Consider the following 17,403-nt stretch of genomic DNA (forward strand, 5'->3'; position numbering starts at 1 on the left):
TTAGTTTGTTCCTGCACGTTCAACGATACCAATAAAAGCATCTTCCAAAGAGAAAGGAATGGGACGCAGAGATTGAATAGTCAGGTGTGCTGATTTTAAAAGCTGAGTTATTTCGGGAATTTCTTTTTCCGGTTCATCAAGAACAACGTGTAAACTATTGGCAAAAATAGAGACACGCCACGAATCAAGACGTTGTTTAAGTATGTTGGAGGCGGCTTGATTTTGGTTGACAATAATCTCTATAAGTTGTCCTGGCTGAGAAGCTTTGATAGAACTAGGCGAACCTTCGGCGGCGACTTCTCCGGCTACCATAAAACTCATGCGGTTACACTGTTCCGCTTCTTCTAAATAGTGCGTTGTCACCAAAATAGCTGTACCATTGCGGGCAAAGTCATTAATTAGCTTCCAAAACTGACGACGGGCTAAAGGATCTACCCCAGATGTTGGTTCATCGAGAAATAAAATATCTGGTTCGTGCATCACAGAAGCGCCAAAAGCTACTCGCTGCTTCCAACCACCCGGTAATTGTCCGGTAATCATCTGTTCTTGTCCCTCTAAACCACAGGTAGCAATTACCCAATCAATCTTCTCCCGCCTAAGTTTGCGGGGTACGCTGTAAATACCGCTATAAAACTCTAGGTTTTGCAGAATTGTTAAATCGTCGTAAAGAGTGAATTTCTGACTCATATAACCAATGCGTCGCCGTAAGTCACGGCTACGCAGATTTCCTGTTTCACCACCAAGGGAAATGTCACCGCCACTAGCTGGTAGTAATCCACACAGCATTTTGATGGTAGTGGTTTTTCCGGCTCCATTCGCACCTAAAAGCCCGAATATTTCACCATAGCGGACTTCGACATTAACGTTTTTGACTGCTTGGAAGTTACCAAATACACGGTTAAGATTGTGGGCGGAAATAGCGATTTGATCGGAAGAATTTTGAGGTTTGAATTGTTCCCTATTTCCTCCACGCGAACGAGGAAAGTCCAAAAATGCCGGTGCTGAACCTTGTTGTCGCAGACGGGTGACAAAGACGTTTTCTAAGGTGGGTTCGCCACGTTCAATTTTGGGGTGATGCTGTTGCAGTAGTTGATTTACCTGGGTTTCGCCGAGATTCACATCTTTAACGAGAACATCCAAGCGATCGCCAAATGTCTGCACATCGACTATATTTGTCTGCACATTCTGTAAGAGAAGTTTCTCGGCTATCTCTAGATTTGGGGTTCTGACTTCTAAGCGATATAAACCTAAATTGTCGCGTAATGCTGCCGGTGTACCAATTTCGTGAATTTGACCGCTATACATCAGTGCGACGCGATCGCACCGTTCAGCTTCATCTAGATAGGGTGTGGCGACAACAATTGTCATCCCGTCGGCGGAAAGTTCGGCTAATACATCCCAAAATTCCCGGCGGGAAACTGGATCGACCCCTGTGGTCGGTTCATCTAGTAACAGTACGTCTGGTTGGGAAACCAAGGCACAACACAGCGCCAGCTTTTGTTTCATCCCCCCGGAAAGTTGACCCGCCAAGCGATCGCCAAACCGTTCTAAACTCATCAATGTTAAGTATTTTTGGCGACGTTCTTGTAATAAATCATCGCTGACTTGGCGCAATCCTGCCGCATAACGCAAGTTTTCATCAATGCTGAGATCCAAATACAAGGAAAACTGTTGTGTGAGATACCCCGTCCTTAAACGTGCGTCCCTTGCAGGTTGACCAAATACTTGCACTTCTCCCGCCGTCGCTTCCATCACCCCACCTAAAATGTGAAAGGTAGTGGTTTTACCCGCACCATCAGGGCCAATTAACCCAAACATTTCACCCTGATTGATAGTCAAATCAATTCCTTGGACAGCGACTAGTTTTCCGTAATGTTTATGTAAATTACTAACTTTAATCGCAGTGGTTGAGCGACTAGATAATTGCAGTGGTTTGGGAGTTGATAATTTCATTTGTTTACTTCCTTAACTTGCAACATCAATTCTGCATCTGCTGGCATTCCAATTTTTGCACAGGGCAAATCTGAACCAGAGTAGGGATTTTTTGGGTTAAAGCAGCCAGGAGGGTTTTCTAACTCAATCCGCACACCTACTACTTGTTTAACCCGATCTTTTTGGAAGTAGATATTTTCTGGGGTAAAAGAGGCTTGAGGATCGACAGAAATAACTTTGCCCATGAGGGGTTTTTCCGGCGCAGAATCAAGAAAGATTTTGGTTGTTTGTCCTAAACGCACTTTTCCAATATCGCCTTCGGGAATAAAACCTCGCAGATATACTGTCTTGGGATCAACTATTGTCAAAATCTTAGTTTCACTGCTGACTACTGCACCTGGTTCTGCACTCCGGGCAGTCACGACACCATCTAAAGGACTGACAACATTTAAATCTTTTTTCGAGTCTTCTATTTGGGTGAGGATTTGCTGTTTTGATGACTTGGCATCTCTTACTTTCGCCTGAGCAGATTTTATCTTGGCTTGAGCGGATTTAAGTTGAGCAAAACTCTGGTCTTTTTTTCTTTTTAAAGCTTCTGTTTGGGCATTGCGAATCCCTGGATTGAAACTTGTGGTTTTAGCTTGGGTTGAGGCTCCGATCGCAGCACTTAATTGTTCCTGTTCGGCATTTACTGATGCTTTTCGAGCTTCTACGGTGGCTACTGCTGTCTCAAACGTGGTCTGTGCTTGGTCAAATTGTTGTTGATTGACAGCGCCTTCTTTGACTAGTTGAGCATAGCGATCGCGGTTAACTTTCGCTAATTTTACTTCTGCCTCTGCTTGCTTTGTCTGTGCCTGTGCTTGTAATAATTGTGCCTTAGCTGCCGCTACGTTAGACTTTGCCTGTTGAATTCTTCCTTCGGTATCTCCTTGAGATTGGTGAAAATTAAGTTTTGCTTCCCTGATTTGGCTATCAATTTCATCTATTGCACTTTCTACTTGAGTCGCATCAGAAATTGCTTGCTGTTCATCAGATTGGGCAGATGCAACCATCGCCTCAGCACCCCGCAGTTGTTCTTGGAGGATTTGGTTGTTAGTGTCATCCAACTGGATTAATTCTTCCCCCTTATTAACTGCTGCCCCTTCACGCACTGCAATTGCAACAATTCTCCCCGAACGCTTCACCCCAATATCAGTTTCGTAACCCTCAATCCTTCCACTTACTTTCAACACATTCGCTGGTACTTGGTGTTGATTATGCCAAATAAAATAAGTAATTCCACTTCCTACAACCAGCAAACCTAACAACAAAAAAATCGGTTTCTTCTTTCCCTGCTTAGATCGTGGCACTGGAACATTTATAATCCCTTCTGGAGATGTCGAAGTAGTCTGAGACATACTATCACCCTATATTTTTATCATTAAAGACTTACTTTAATATCATACTAGACTGTATGGTATGATAGTCCATAGATATATCAAAAAATTTATTATTCACTATATGCCCAAAAATTCTGGTTCCCAATCTGGGACTTTATCTCGTTTAAGAGCCATTACTCAAAAACAGGAGCAAATTTTGCAAGGAGCCATGCAGGTATTTTTGAGGGATGGCTATGCTGGAACTAGTATGGATCGGGTAAGTGCGGAAGCTGGAGTATCTAAACAGACTATATACAGTCACTTTCAAGATAAAGAAGGACTATTTAGGGCGTTGATAGAAAGGGTTACAATTGCTAGTTTTCGGGATATTTTTTGTGCAGAGGATTTAGATGGAGAGCCAGCGATTTTATTACGTGAAATTGCTGAAACTTATTTTACAAAAGCTGCCGACAATCCTGAATATTTAGCACTGTTCCGCTTGATTATCACCGAGTCACAACGCTTTCCAGAACTGGCAAAACTATATACTCAAACCGTGATTCAGCGTGGACGACAATTACTGAGTCATTATTTTACTTCTCACCCAGAATTAGGCATTACTGACCCAGAAGCCACAGCGCAAATCTTTTTTGGTTCAATGGTATCTTATGTGATTGTGCAGGAGATACTATATGGGAAAGAAATGATGCCATTATCACGCGATCGCATCATAGATAGTTTAATGAGTTTCGTACTTGCTCATACAACTAAATGATGCAATCGTTAGAGTATTCCAAAAAATAAACGATCTAAAACCCGTCATTGCGAATTTTTTACCCTTTCCAAGACAGACGCAAGCAACGCTTGGGGAGATAAAACCTCTACTCTTGTTGGTGCAAACCTGCAAAAGTAAGTTATGTCTTAGATTCAAGAATCCTCGTGCGTTCACGCCGAGGAGTGTCAAAATGATAGAGAATAGGCACTCTTGCAAGAGAAAAGAAATTAAATCTGCCTCAATTTAGGAGCATTTAAATAAGCTTGAGGATTTTCTGGATCGAACTCCAAGCCGTTAAAAAATTTTTCTACTCCGCGTGATGTGCTAGCGGGGATGGCTTTTTCTTGGCCGATGAGTTTAGCTGCTTCTCGCCACAAGTCTTCTCGGTTGACTGAATTAATAATTGGTTGGGATCAAAATCTTTGGAGCGATTACCCCAGCGCATATCTTCAATAAAGAACCATAAGTCATGGCTTTTATAGGGATAGGAGGCATTTTCACGCCAGAATTTGATCGGATGGGGGCTATTTTCGACTACGCGCCCATTACCATAATCGAATTTACCCAAGAGGCGATCGCGCAAAAATTCAATCGGTACTCCAATCCACTGTCGTTGCGATATAATTTCAAACAGTTCTGGTTTATTTTCTGGGCGATCGCACCACATCTGCGCTTCTAATACCGCCGCTAATAAAGCTTTTGCTGCTTTTGGGTGTTTATCTACCCATTCAGCCCGCACTCCCAGCGCCTTTTCTGGATGATTGTTCCATAATTCGCCACTAGTAACGGTAGAGTAACCGATCTTTTGTTTAATTAAGCGATCGTGCCAAGGATCTACCACACAAAAAGCCTCCATTGAGCCACCCCGCATATTAGCTACCATCTGCGGCGGTGGAACTACAATCAGCGATACATCTCGATCTGGATCGATCCCGCCATAAGCTAACCACCAACGCATAAAAAAGTCACCAGTTACCCGGCGATAGGGTATAGCACAAAGAACATTTTCCCCACTTAAACTTTTTTTGGCAAACACCGGCTTGAGTGAAGAACTATCTAGCCCCAGATTCAAATCTTTGTATGCATTAGTGACAGAAATCCCCTGCCCGTTGACATTCAATCGAGTCAAAATATACATTGGGATTTTCTGCCCATAGCTAATTTCACCAGTGGCCATCAAATACACCATAGGAAATAGCAAATGAGAGCCATCCAAACCTTGATTATCTGAACCTAACATCAGTTTGTCGCGTATTATCGCCCAAGAAGGCTGCTTTAACACCTCAACATTAGGCATTCCATGCTTGGCAAAAAAACCTTTGGCTTTAGCCACAATCAAAGGACAACAACTAGTAACTGGGATAAAACCTAGTTTTGCCCCTGTGACTTCCGGTGCATCACTATGTCCAACATACAAACCTGCATTAGATGGAATAGCTGAAGAATAATGATTGAGTGTGGTAGATAAAAACGCTGCACCACTACTTACGATAAAATCTCTTCTAGTAAACTTTGTCATAATAAATTACTGTAAAAGGGAGTGAGGAGTCCAAAAGGTAAAAGTAAACTAAAAAGACAAGAATCTTGGCTCTTCAGTAATTAGTATGCTCAAATAATCTACTCAAAAGCTTAAAATCTTGCTGTAAAATAGAAACAGGAATTATTTTTAACGTTTTAGGCTTTTCAAGGAACTTAAACGTTATCATCTTGATTTTAAAGTCAAATTTTGATATCTAATTAATAAATTTGCATAACAAGTACCGAAGATCCAGAATCTTTTGCAATTTGACTTTTTACTATCTTCTTTAAGTCGCAGATTTCAAAACTGGTATCCTTTCAACTTCTTTATACTGCTTTTGCTGCTGATTATGTAAAAAATCTAGTAATTGGTGGCGCAACTTATGATATAGAGGATGATCGACAATCTCTGATGGAATGCGACAACGACCAAAGCCTATATCTAAAATTTGACCAATATGGGCAGCCGGGCCATTAGTTAACATCACCACGCGATCGGAAAGCAATAATGCTTCATCAATATCATGAGTGACCATAATGGTCGTAATATGAGCCAGATTACAAATATTTATCAACTCCGCTTGTAGAGATTTGCGAGTAAGGGCATCCAAAGCCCCAAATGGTTCGTCTAGCAACAATAGTTTGGGTTTAATAGCTAAAGCACGAGCCAGGGCAACTCTTTGCTTCATTCCCCCAGAAAGTTGTCCTGGTTTTTTGTGGGAGGCATCTTTTAAACCAACCATTTCTAAGTGAGTAGCTACGATGCGATCGCGTTCAACCTTGAGTTTGTGAGAGAAGACTTTATCCACGCCTAAAGCCACATTATCCCAAGCACTTAACCAAGGTAACAGCGAATAGTTTTGAAATACCATCATCCGTTCTGTCCCTGGACGTTGTACTCTAGTACCATCTACTTCTACATAACCACTAGAAGGCTTTTCCATCCCTGCGATAATATTCAGTAAAGTAGATTTTCCACAACCAGAATGACCGATCACAGAAATAAAATCTCCTTGCTTAATTTCTAGATTGATATCTTTAAGGATGACGATTTTATTACTATTCGACTCGGAATATTCTTTATGAATACCTTGAATATTAACAAATCTCTGCATTGGGGAATCTCCTAATATATAATCAAACTCGATTATGTTTGCACTTTCCAAAAACTATTCTTTTGGCGTAACTCTCAAGGCTATATAAGACATAGTTTTATCTAAAATTAGACCGATTAAACCTAGATATATAATCGCCAGGATTATTTCGCTAATATTGGAATCATTGTAAGCATTCACAATAAAAAATCCTAATCCATCATCAGAAAGTAACATTTCCGCAGCAACAACAGCTAACCAAGATAAACCAATGGCAATTCTTAAACCAGAAAAAATATAGGGTAATGTTCCAGGGAGTAAAACTTTGTAAAAGTTCTCAAAAAATGAGAGTTCTAGAATTTTTGAGACATTAGTGTAATCTTTGGGTAGCATTTTTACACCCAAAGCTGTATTGATAATAATTGGCCAAATAGCAGTAATAGCGATTACAAAGATAGCCGATGGATTTGGTTTTAGAAATATCGCCTGCGCTAAAGGTAGCCAAGCTAGAGGTGCAACAGGACGCAACATCTGAATGATGGGATCTATTGCATCTTCTAAAAATTTATTGAGGCTAATTAAAAAACCAATGGTAATGCCAACAACTACAGCTATCGAATAGCCAAACATGACTCGTTTAAGGCTAGCTAGAATTAACCAAAATAAACCTTTATTTAATCCACCTTTATTAAAAAAGGGATCGCTAATCAATTCCCAAGTATTGTTGATGACTGCAAAAGGAGAAGGTAAAGATGTATTAGCAGTAAGGCTGATCGAGTACCATAATATTAAAATACTGGTAATACCGCACAAGGGGGCAAAATTTTGCTTTAAAATTCTTAAAGCAAATGTTTTTTTTTACTTTGACCCAATGAGATTTTAGACTGTATGACCATCTGATTTAACTACCTTATTTTTACTAGCTTTAACAACAATATTTGCATTTTTGACAGTCAACAGCAATGATAACTAGATATCCCAAATCATGATATTAAGTTGTTGCGCCTTTAATTTGCACTAATATTTTTTCAATATCATTGTGGGGTGGGCAGCGTTCGACTGAGCGCTCAAGCCGAAGTCTTACCCACCCTGATAATGCAAATTTGCTAAGATTAGCGTCCCGCAGGAATGGGATATTTTTTATTTGGTTATTTGGAAGTGCCTTAATCTTGTTTTATCGTGCTTAGGCTTAAGCATCAATTTATAGGTAAAGTAAATCAGTTATTATGAACCAAAAATCTCTTCTACTCGCTGACGAATTGCTAACATACTTGCTGGGATATCATGGTTCAAAATATTTTCGACTAAAGCCATTGGAAACATGGACTTTGGCGACACAAAAAAGTCATAAATGAGAGTAATCCCGGCTTTTGACTCAGATAAATTCCAAGGTTCTAAGCGCCAGTAGCCAGATAAAGCTTTCATGTCTCCTTCAATTAATTGATAATGAATCTCGTGAGGAAACTTTTCTTCCACATCAAAAACTGAACGACCGGAAAAGTTCATTCCCATAAAACTCTTAGTGCGACATTGTTCTAGGCGAATACCTCCAGTTGGACAATTTAACCGTCGGCTCTGAGTCATATTAGGCATGAACTCAGTTAACACTTCATAGTCTGTTAGAATTTGCCAAACTTGCTCTAATTGATAAGGAATCTGGATTTTAGCAAAGACGTGTCGCTGCCGTCCCTCTAGTTTTTCAATTTTTATTTCTACAGCTTTCAGTATATCCGAGTCAGTAGTAACCATTAAGTTTTCTGATTCCATTTCTCCCTGAAATTCACCAGTAGCAGATGAAAATTTATGGTTCATTTTGCCAGCATTGTAGAGTAGTTATTGGATAAAAAAAGGTATTAAAACACTGATCGGTTAAGCCTATTTTAGGGATCATAGACAATGATATTTCAAAAACTTCAGCCTACTTTCATTCATTAACCGAATAAAATTGAAAGGTATTATTTATCCAAAAAGTTTTTTAGGTATCAATCAAGAGTGGTTGGAAGCAATAGTTGAGTCGTCACATCCAACAACGTTCATAGGACTTTTTGGGAAGTAATTCTTAGGAAATTTTTCCGTAATTATCATCGTAATTTTTCCTTGAGATGACACAGAATAAGTCCTAACAATTAGATTTTCTTCAGGTTCAATACAAAAATAATTTGCCAATTCATTTGCTGGTTCTATACCTGAATGGATGATTTCCTTGAAAGTCTCAACTTTTTGCTCAGACCAGAGCTTACCGATTGGTTTATTTGTCTCCAGCAATTCATGGCTAAATCGCTGCTCCAGGTTGTTAATCAGGATAAACGAATCAGCATAAATAAAATTACGCTGGCTAATCTTTCCTTGAAGAAGGATTTTTCTGATCATAACTTCTTCTGGATGATTAAATTTAATATTCGGCAATTCAAGGTTTATTTTTTCGATACTTTCTGATAGTTTAACTACTTGAATTTGCTCATTTAAATAAGCTTCTAAAATGGCTGTAACCGTGCCATCAGCTTGCAGCAAAATCCTCTGAAAATCACCTAAATTAGGTACTTGTGTGTGATGAGTATACGATTGTAAATCACCGATGATGCTTTGTGCTTCTTCTGAGTGAAAAAGTGTTTGAGTATAATCGCTAGACATTTGTTAATTACCTCTGATGTTCAAGTATTTCTGGAGTACGCTTGAAAAAGTACAACACAGGGCTTTGGCGTGAGAGGATCGACTGGAGCGCAAAGTTTAGAGACTCCAGGTTCACTTCGTAAAGCTATTTATACAGCGTATTATGAAAGCGATCGCAGTACAGCTAAACCTATATTTTGTACTTAGTTAGAAAGTCACGCTTGCGATCTGAATAATTAGGGTGAATGCAACGATAATTCCGACATTGCGATGAAGACGGACAATCGGGGCGAGTGCTGCCTGAACATCATCGGAAGAGGCTTCAGGACTTGCATTTTTAAAAATCTTAATTGCCGAAGGTACACAAAACCCACTGTAGACGATCGCAAATGTGATAGTGAGAGTAACCAATATTGGCAGAGGAGCAAATCCGTAGAGAGCCAAGCGAAATGCAGAGCCAAGTGTTGCAGATATGATTAGAGTTACCATGACAAGTTGGCTCTATTCAAAAAACCAGGTGAGACTAGTTAAAATTCAAATCCTAAAACCTAAAAGCGTGGTTTTACTACAACTTTAAAATCCTGGGGAGTTACAATAGCTCCTGGTTGAGGCTCAAAACTCAATTTTTCTCCAGGAACCTTTTCAAATCGGCATTTATGCATGAGGTTGGCGAAGAAAAGAAAAATTTGAATCCGTCCTAAATACTCTCCTATACACCTACGCACTCCAACTCCAAACGGATAGAACTTATCAACAAGGCTAGTTCTAAGTTTGCCGTTTTCATCTAAAAACCGATATGGGTTAAATTTCTCAGGCTCTTGCCAATAGCGTTCATCGCGGGTTAGAGCATAGTAATTGATAACTAAAGGAGTGTTTTTAGCGATAAAGTAACCCCCCAAAGTGGTATCACCACTAGTAGCGTAGTTGATCGGGGCCATCGTAGTCAGAGAAGAGTGGCGCAAAATTTCGTTAATACAAGCTTCCATGAATGGTAATTTGCCACGATGTTCTAAGCGTATTTGTTGTTCTCTACCAACTATTTCGTCTAGTTCCTTTTGAATTTGAGCCTGAATATCTGGGTGAGTAATCATGTAAAGCAAACCCCAGCGTAATATAAAACTGGTAATTGCTCCACCTGCTCCAGCAAACTGCATTAACGAACCATTAACAATGTCATTTTTACTTAACCCAAGCTCGTTTCGATCTGAATCAGTTAGTTCGCTACTAGCTTTCAAAAGTCCATCTGTAATGTCCCGCAAATTTTCTGCATCGAAGGATTCTTGATGCTGTTCTACATTTTTTGAAACATAGTTTTCTAGTGCAGTTAAAGCTTTGAGAAAGTTTTTTACTATTTTCCAGCGAGACAATTTAAATATTGGCTGCCAAATCCCAGGTATAAACTCTAATTTAATACCCTCTAGAACTCCGGGAATATGTCTGAAATTATAAGCAGTTGTAACAAATTCAATGTTATTCTTACTATCTTCAATAGTGTCTCTTTTCCCAAATATTAGCCTTTGGTTAAAATTTAAGGTGGCTATAGGCAAATATAAATCAGGATCAAAAGGTTGACTGCCAAATTTTAAGAACGTATTTGCCAAGTCCTCTGCTTCTTCTAGAACCCAACTTTCCAGAGCATCTGATTTGCTAACTACAAAGGTATGCATAGCTTTACCTAGAATGCTATGGTGTTTTTTCCAAGACTCACCACTCTTTAGTTCCAAAAAGTAACGTTGAGGTGGTTGCTGAAATACGTCAAAATCTGCTCTAGCGTTAAAGATATCCTGTTGCTTGACTAAAGCTTCTTTGACGATCTCAAGCCCATTCAGTACAACTAAGGTTTTGCTACCGACACGAAGCTGAAAAATATCACCGTATTTTTTGCCTAGTTGATGCAATTCTAGATGTAAGTGTTTACGTAGAAAAGGCAACATATTGATAAAGGGAAGTGCAGGAGGTTCTGGAGGGTTATTGTTCAACTGTATCGATTCTGATACTGAATTTTGTAAAATCATGGCTATTTTTTAGATAACTTTAAGAGCAGTAAATCGATATGAGAAAACTAATTTGGTTTATTTCTACCAACTTAACTTTTGGAAATACAAACGCTCTTGATTGAGTTTGAAGTTTCAATTTATCTGCATATACATACCTTTTCAAGTTTGCATAGGTGCAAGAGTTTAGTAAGTATTTCCAATAGATAATGTGGGTCAAATTAGACAGATGATACCCGAGGAATTTCCAGAGAAGACTGGGAATTTTGGCGATCTTTAAAAGGAATAGATATGAATTTAGGCATTAAAGCCTTGAATCCATAAATCACACGTCCTTTTAGTCCTGCTTTTACAATATGAGTCAGCTTACTCACAGGTAGTTTCATTAATATGTCGTGAGCCAAGGATTTCTTCTGTCCAGGCCCTCGCAAGCGAAACTGAGTAGACTGAGTGGCACCATATATCATGTGAAGCCAAATGCGGGGGTGGGTAAAAAAGTATTGCCACAACGGAGGCTCACATCCGATTACATCAGCTAAGTCATCCATGTAGCGATGATAATCTACCAAGCTGCGAACTCTATGAGCATTATGCTCGAACTGCTCCAAATTAGCAGCACGATCGAGACATGCCATCCGTTCCATTTCTGACGGAACAGGAAGAGTTAGTTCTCCTTTGCAAACCAGTGCAAACAACCTTGCTTGCATCTCCATAATGGGAAACTGACTGCCGAAACCAGGGCGTGCCCACCCAATCCAAACTATTTTGTCTTGATATGTTGGATGAAACATGTGTTTATACAGACTGCGGGGGTCAGTTTTTCTCAAATCCTCTGGTAGGAAAGACACATAATTTTTATAGCCAGTAGAAAATACAACAGTATCGACATTTTGCAGAGATTCCCCCTCTGCCGTATGTAATGTCCTTCCTCCATCTTCTACCTTGACTATTTCATCAACAACTTTACAGCCGTGATGTACGATCGCTTTGGGCAGTGAAAAGGTTTTAGTTCCAAAGATTCCCCAGACTCCTTTGCGGGCCTTAATCTTCTTGTTGAGTTCGACTGCCATATCATGAACTGGATCTTTGTAGCTCAACTCTGCTTGACAAATAGCTTCGCTTAAAGTCGATCCATAATTGCGAGGAAGTCCCCACACACCCCGATGGGTAGAAATATCGGCAGCGTATATACCTCTTCTGCGGGGTGCTACCCATCCTGTTGTGTTGCGAAGACTTATCCAGCAATTATTTGCGACACGGGATGCTTCTAATGCTACATCCGAGCCAGACTCACCTCCTCCGACCACTAACACATTCTTGCCTGCAAATTGGTCAGCGTTACGGTACTCTTTGGAATGGGAGTATTCAATGTCAGTTAATGAATCCTTCCAAACTGGGTAATTAGGGATAGTGTTATTGCCAATTGCCAGTGCGATGCGTTTCGAGAAAAAAGTCTCTCCAGACTCAAGCTGAACATTCCAGCCTTCACTACCCTGCCAAACCACACTCACTACTTTGGAGTTGAAACGGATACGATCGAGGACACCAAAATGTTGTGCGTACCTCTTCCAATAATCAACTGCTTCTGACTTAACCCAGAACTTGTGCTGGTTTCCATCACCGATCCAGAAATCCGAAAACATACTCATCGTAGCAGAGGAAGTTAACACTAAACTATCGTAAGTACTAGCAAAAACGCCCCCCACATTCTCAGCTTGTTCTAAACAGACAATCTCGCGCAGACCTTGTTCGAGCAATTCTTTAGTACAAACTAGACCTCCAGGCCCAGATCCAATCACAATGCAATCTAACATGAGATTTCACCTCTATATTGGTAAGTTCAGTAGCTCGAAAACTTGTGAAAGTTAACGTAAATAATAAGGGTTTCAGCCTAAGTTTTTGGGGAAAGTTTCTAGAAAACTCTTCGGTCTATTAATACCTCAATCAATTGAAAGACCTGGCTTAGTTGAGGATTAACAGTAGATTAAACATAAATTAAGTTGTCTCGTAATTTAGCAGTATCGCGGCAAGAGCTTATCCTGTAGCTGCCTGGAATTCAGGAGGATAGAACTTAACGGTTCTTAGTTTTTGTTGGTTTAAATAATAATCATCTATTCTTGAGAGTGCATGAAAAAGACTTGTGCTTATATTAATATTTCTGTTTCATAACTTTTGCAAGTCACTTATCCTATCTAAGTATTTAGACTTAGTTAATTTGAACTAATACTTGAATAACCGCAAAATTTTATGTATCCTTCCTATAGGAATCCGGTTTGATTTATGAAAAGATCCGTAGGGGAGCCAGTCGCGTGGGCGGGTTTCCCGACTTGAGCGACCTGGACTGGCGTTGTGTTAGCACGGAGAGTACGCCACCAAACCCTCTATAATGGCGCGTTACGAACTTCGTTCTAACACACCCTACAATACTAATTTTGTTCAAAAATCAAGTAGGAGTCCTATATTTACATAGGACTTACGCAAAAACCCTCCCAAATTCTCATTCCTCTGTAACCTTATTCGTTTTCCATTCTCTGTGCGTAAGTCCTAAGCTCTAAAAGTTTTGATACCCGTAAGAGGAATTTCAAACATCCTCACTACACCCATAATGCATCCATATCAAGGATTTAAGCTTTTTCAGTTCCATTTGGCTAGTGTTAAATTTTTAATTACATTATGCTTTTGGCTTGATCAATTTATTTGATTCTTATGTATAATGTTTGCGTATCGGATTTTCACGGGTCTGAACTAATGTGAAAATAGGGTTTCAAATTTCGGCGTTGCATAAATGCGGGATGAATTAGCGACTAAAACTATTAATAATTCGTTCAACATCGGGCGAAATCATCCCATGATTCAGCAACGCCCAAATTTCATCTGACGAAAAGAATAAAAGAGCGTTAAGAAACATTTATATTTCTTAAGGAGAGCATTATACTCAAAAAATATTAAGTTCCTGGTCGCAAAAGTTTCTGCATATTTTCTCAGTTAAAGAGTGATTACTCTGATAGATAGCTACACATTTATCTAAACCCCTTAGTACCTAATTTCAGAATTAGAGGAATCATGCAAGTAGAAATTGATCAAACTTCTAATATTTTTACTGCAAACTTAGTTTCAGATTGCCATGTTATTACGAAATTTTTCATAGCAAACTCTTGTTTTCTTGTTATTGCTGTTGAATCACCTACAGGAAATAGCAAACATTTCACTTCCGATGTCATTATTGATACGATTTCATTTTCTGTCGTTGGGAATTTTGAATTTGATGGACATCACTATGCAATTGTAAAAACTCAGAACACACCAGATGCTATAGATCCCAGCCTCATCAATATTTTAACGGAACGGGAACTGCAAATTGCTGCTCTGATTGCTTTAGGTTGGTCTAATAAAAAAGTTGGGAACCAACTTCAAATCAGCGAGTGGACTGTTTCTGCTCACCTGCGCCGAATTTTTATTAAGCTAAAAGTAGATAGTCGCTCTGCTATGGTCTACCGTTGTTCTTCATCGATTAATCGATTGCATCAGATGGATGTAGGGGTTGAGGGAGAGGTAAGTGAAGAAACAGCCTAACTGTTTGTTTGTATAGTTGAATCACCATTTTGCACTTTGCGATCGCCCCTAGCACGCGATCGCAAAGTGCAACAACTCTTCCAAAGCCTAATTTAGTGTGGAACTCAGTTTCCGTTCCATTGCAGATAAAATAGATTGGTAGCAGATATTGATATTGCCCAAGTATAATGAACAAACACTATAGTAGTGTAGTTTTTGGGGGTGATGTTTGAGTTTATTTCGTAGGTATTACAGGCAAATTAGACCTAAGAGTAAGCGATCGCACTTCAAAAACCGTCTCTATTCTACTGGGATGTTTGTCTTTGTCGTGCTACTTCTCTCCAGTGGACTAGGCTACCCTTTTTATAACCAACCAAAATTAGATGTAGGTAAGATAGCCCCTCAAACGCTTACCGCACCTAGTTCAGCCGATGTTGAAGATGTCAAAACAACAGAAGAAAGACGTAGGGAGGCTCGTAGCGGTGCTTCAGCAATCTGGGTTGTCGATCCAGTAATTAATGGGCAAATTCACCAAAATCTTCAGCAATTATTGACAAAAGGCGATCGCATCCGCGAAAAGTTGGGCAATTTCCCCTTTGTCAAGATTTCAGTGTTGTCTACTCCTACACAAACTTACCTGCGACAAGCAACAGAATCTCAATGGCAGCAAGTATTGCGAGGGTTAGATAAAAATAGCAATTTAGCTGGTTTAAATTCTGTTCAACAGCTAGCAGTAAAAAAACTGCGAACTTATAGAGAGTCTAACTCTTCCCAGGCTTTTGCTCAACTATTAAAAGCGATCGCCCAAGCTCGTCAGCGCTATAATACCGCTCTCAATGTCCTGAGCGCGATGTCTAACGACAAGACTTACAGCATCTACGCTCAACCCGAAACCCTTTATGATGCTACTTTCTTAAATCTGCCTGATGCAGATTGGCAAACAACTCAAATCCAAGTGCGTCAAACATTAGACCGAATGTTAGCACAGGGCATTTATCCAGGGCTATCCAATGCGAACCTCAACTCTGCAATCCAGATGCAGGTGAGTGTTTCTGTGCCAACAACAGCACAACCTTTAGCCAGACGATTACTATCAGACGCGATCGCACCAAATTTAATTAAAGACATAGAGCAAACCAAACTAATTGCCGAACAAGCAGCCCAAGCAGTAGAACCAGCGATCGTCAGCATTCAAAAAGGTGAAGTTATCGTTAATGCTAGAGCAAAAATTACCCAGGCTGATTTTGTCCTATTAGACCACTTTCACTTGAGCCAACGCGGAATCGATTGGCTGCATCTGATTCGTTTTAGTGGGATAGTGGCATTGGCTGTAGCTATTTTCAAACTGGTAGAACGACGGATTTACGCCAAATTACGACAAAGCGATTATCTTTTGATACTGCTCCTTACTCTCAGTGCGCCGTTGCTAATCTTCTTGACCAAATCATTTACAGGCTTACCTGCTATTGGTTTGCTTCTTGGTAGCTTCTACGGGACTGCGATCGGGGGTACTGTTATGGTGTTACTGACGATATTGCTCTCAATGGGAACCGAACTTAGCTGGCATTATTTAGTACCTAGTGCAGCTGGCGGAATTCTGGGCGGATTGATGGCGGGACAATGGCGATTCCCTGGTAGAGAAGCACTGCGAACACGAGAGGAATTAGCTACCTTGGGAATCTTAATTGGGTTGACGCAGGGATTAGTTTATTTGTTGGTCAATACTGCGATCGCACCCCTTTGGTATGCTGTCTTGGGTGCAGCAGTCCTCAACGGTTTAGCAGGGTTATTTTGGAGTATCTTAGCACTAGGGTTAAGCCCCTACCTAGAAGCTTTATTTGATTTAGTCACACCGATTCGTTTGGCAGAATTGTCCAATCCCAACCGGCCTTTATTAAAACGTCTAGCTAATGAAGCTCCGGGAACTTTCCAGCACACACTGTTTGTCGCAACACTCGCCGAAACTGCGGCCCGAGCATTAGATTGTAATGTGGAACTGGTGCGCGCTGGGATTCTCTATCATGACATTGGTAAAATGCACGATCCTCTGGGATTTGTTGAAAATCAAATGGGAGGTATTAATAAACACGATGTAATTAATGACCCCTGGAAAAGTGCCGAAATTATCAAAAAGCATGTGAGTGAAGGTCTGGTAATGGCTCGTCAGCACAAGCTACCAAGCGCTATTCAGGCATTTATTCCCGAACATCAAGGAACCATTTTAATTGCATATTTCTACCAGCAAGCACAGCAACAAAATACTGAAAAAGTATTACACGAATCAGATTTTCGCTATGACGGGCCGATTCCCCAATCCAAAGAAACAGGAATTGCTATATTGGCTGATGCTTGTGAAGCGGCGTTACGCTCCCTTAAAGATGCAACCCCAGAAGCAGCTTTGGCAATGGTAAATAAAATCCTGAAAGCACGATGGCAGGATAATCAATTGGTAGACTCAGGGTTAACACGTCCAGAGATGTCTCAAATTGCTCATATTTTTGTCCAGGTTTGGCAGCAATTTCATCACCAACGCATCGCCTATCCTAAACTTTAAGATATGGGACTTCCAA

General features: G+C 40.2%; 12 protein-coding genes and 1 pseudogene. 3 read left to right on the forward strand and 10 right to left on the reverse strand.

Annotated features, from left to right (window positions below; all coding sequences use genetic code 11):
* Positions 1–1,953 carry an ATP-binding cassette domain-containing protein gene (locus V7K55_RS04420; protein WP_334828599.1) on the reverse strand — a complete coding sequence of 651 codons (1,953 nt, stop codon included), beginning with the start codon at positions 1,951–1,953 and terminating at the stop codon, positions 1–3.
* On the reverse strand, positions 1,950–3,329 hold the full coding sequence (locus tag V7K55_RS04425) for an HlyD family secretion protein (protein ID WP_334828601.1): 1,380 nt from the start codon (positions 3,327–3,329) through the stop codon (positions 1,950–1,952). The genes V7K55_RS04420 and V7K55_RS04425 overlap by 4 nt, the downstream gene beginning before the upstream one ends.
* 103 nt (positions 3,330–3,432) lie before the next feature.
* Here V7K55_RS04425 and V7K55_RS04430 point away from each other — a divergent pair, with 103 nt between their 5' ends.
* The gene (locus V7K55_RS04430; RefSeq protein WP_334828603.1) at positions 3,433–4,065 is read left to right on the forward strand and encodes a TetR/AcrR family transcriptional regulator; all 633 of its coding nucleotides are present in this window, start codon (positions 3,433–3,435) and stop codon (positions 4,063–4,065) included.
* Positions 4,066–4,292: 227 nt separating this feature from the next.
* Here V7K55_RS04430 and V7K55_RS04435 read toward each other — a convergent pair.
* The 8 genes and pseudogenes from V7K55_RS04435 to V7K55_RS04470 all read right to left on the reverse strand — a co-directional run bounded on the left by V7K55_RS04435 (position 4,293) and on the right by V7K55_RS04470 (position 13,095).
* Positions 4,293–5,584: pseudogene (locus V7K55_RS04435) on the reverse strand (CmpA/NrtA family ABC transporter substrate-binding protein).
* A 286-nt stretch (positions 5,585–5,870) separates the two neighbouring features.
* Positions 5,871–6,698: an ABC transporter ATP-binding protein gene (locus V7K55_RS04440; protein WP_334828605.1), complete on the reverse strand. Its 828-nt coding sequence runs from the start codon at positions 6,696–6,698 to the stop codon at positions 5,871–5,873.
* Between the two features lie 54 nt (positions 6,699–6,752).
* Positions 6,753–7,490: a nitrate ABC transporter permease gene (gene ntrB, locus V7K55_RS04445; RefSeq protein WP_334828607.1), complete on the reverse strand. Its 738-nt coding sequence runs from the start codon at positions 7,488–7,490 to the stop codon at positions 6,753–6,755.
* A gap of 411 nt (positions 7,491–7,901) precedes the next feature.
* Entirely contained in the window at positions 7,902–8,489 is a 588-nt protein-coding gene (locus V7K55_RS04450; protein WP_334828609.1) for an SRPBCC family protein, read from the reverse strand.
* 174 nt (positions 8,490–8,663) lie between these two features.
* The gene (locus tag V7K55_RS04455) at positions 8,664–9,308 is read right to left on the reverse strand and encodes a chorismate--pyruvate lyase family protein (protein WP_334828611.1); all 645 of its coding nucleotides are present in this window, start codon (positions 9,306–9,308) and stop codon (positions 8,664–8,666) included.
* Positions 9,309–9,494: 186 nt separating this feature from the next.
* Complete coding sequence (locus V7K55_RS04460; protein WP_334828613.1) at positions 9,495–9,776, reverse strand: hypothetical protein; 282 nt, start codon at positions 9,774–9,776, stop codon at positions 9,495–9,497.
* Between the two features lie 59 nt (positions 9,777–9,835).
* Positions 9,836–11,302: a cytochrome P450 gene (locus V7K55_RS04465; RefSeq protein ID WP_334828615.1), complete on the reverse strand. Its 1,467-nt coding sequence runs from the start codon at positions 11,300–11,302 to the stop codon at positions 9,836–9,838.
* A gap of 200 nt (positions 11,303–11,502) precedes the next feature.
* The gene (locus tag V7K55_RS04470) at positions 11,503–13,095 is read right to left on the reverse strand and encodes a flavin-containing monooxygenase (protein WP_334828617.1); all 1,593 of its coding nucleotides are present in this window, start codon (positions 13,093–13,095) and stop codon (positions 11,503–11,505) included.
* A gap of 1,249 nt (positions 13,096–14,344) precedes the next feature.
* Here V7K55_RS04470 and V7K55_RS04475 point away from each other — a divergent pair.
* Both V7K55_RS04475 and V7K55_RS04480 read left to right on the forward strand, forming a co-directional pair.
* Positions 14,345–14,854 (forward strand): response regulator transcription factor, encoded by a 510-nt coding sequence (locus tag V7K55_RS04475; protein ID WP_334828619.1) that lies wholly within the window; start codon positions 14,345–14,347, stop codon positions 14,852–14,854.
* A gap of 292 nt (positions 14,855–15,146) precedes the next feature.
* Positions 15,147–17,387 carry an HD family phosphohydrolase gene (locus tag V7K55_RS04480; RefSeq protein ID WP_442949061.1) on the forward strand — a complete coding sequence of 747 codons (2,241 nt, stop codon included), beginning with the start codon at positions 15,147–15,149 and terminating at the stop codon, positions 17,385–17,387.
* Positions 17,388–17,403: the final 16 nt, after the last annotated feature.

Origin of the sequence: Nostoc sp. (genome assembly GCF_036919895.1) — a bacterium.
In the GTDB taxonomy this organism is placed as follows: domain Bacteria; phylum Cyanobacteriota; class Cyanobacteriia; order Cyanobacteriales; family Nostocaceae; genus Nostoc.

What these genes read in the sequence shown, in the direction of transcription:
- V7K55_RS04475 (WP_334828619.1), top strand. Translation starts at nt 14,345, where the DNA reads ATGCAAGTAGAAATTGATCAAACTTCTAATATTTTTACTGCAAACTTA.
- V7K55_RS04420 (WP_334828599.1), bottom strand. Translation starts at nt 1,953, where the DNA reads ATGAAATTATCAACTCCCAAACCACTGCAATTATCTAGTCGCTCAACC.
- V7K55_RS04480 (WP_442949061.1), top strand. Translation starts at nt 15,147, where the DNA reads ATGTTTGTCTTTGTCGTGCTACTTCTCTCCAGTGGACTAGGCTACCCT.
- V7K55_RS04465 (WP_334828615.1), bottom strand. Translation starts at nt 11,302, where the DNA reads ATGATTTTACAAAATTCAGTATCAGAATCGATACAGTTGAACAATAAC.
- V7K55_RS04455 (WP_334828611.1), bottom strand. Translation starts at nt 9,308, where the DNA reads ATGTCTAGCGATTATACTCAAACACTTTTTCACTCAGAAGAAGCACAA.
- V7K55_RS04470 (WP_334828617.1), bottom strand. Translation starts at nt 13,095, where the DNA reads ATGTTAGATTGCATTGTGATTGGATCTGGGCCTGGAGGTCTAGTTTGT.
- V7K55_RS04450 (WP_334828609.1), bottom strand. Translation starts at nt 8,489, where the DNA reads ATGAACCATAAATTTTCATCTGCTACTGGTGAATTTCAGGGAGAAATG.
- V7K55_RS04430 (WP_334828603.1), top strand. Translation starts at nt 3,433, where the DNA reads ATGCCCAAAAATTCTGGTTCCCAATCTGGGACTTTATCTCGTTTAAGA.
- V7K55_RS04440 (WP_334828605.1), bottom strand. Translation starts at nt 6,698, where the DNA reads ATGCAGAGATTTGTTAATATTCAAGGTATTCATAAAGAATATTCCGAG.
- V7K55_RS04425 (WP_334828601.1), bottom strand. Translation starts at nt 3,329, where the DNA reads ATGTCTCAGACTACTTCGACATCTCCAGAAGGGATTATAAATGTTCCA.
- V7K55_RS04460 (WP_334828613.1), bottom strand. Translation starts at nt 9,776, where the DNA reads ATGGTAACTCTAATCATATCTGCAACACTTGGCTCTGCATTTCGCTTG.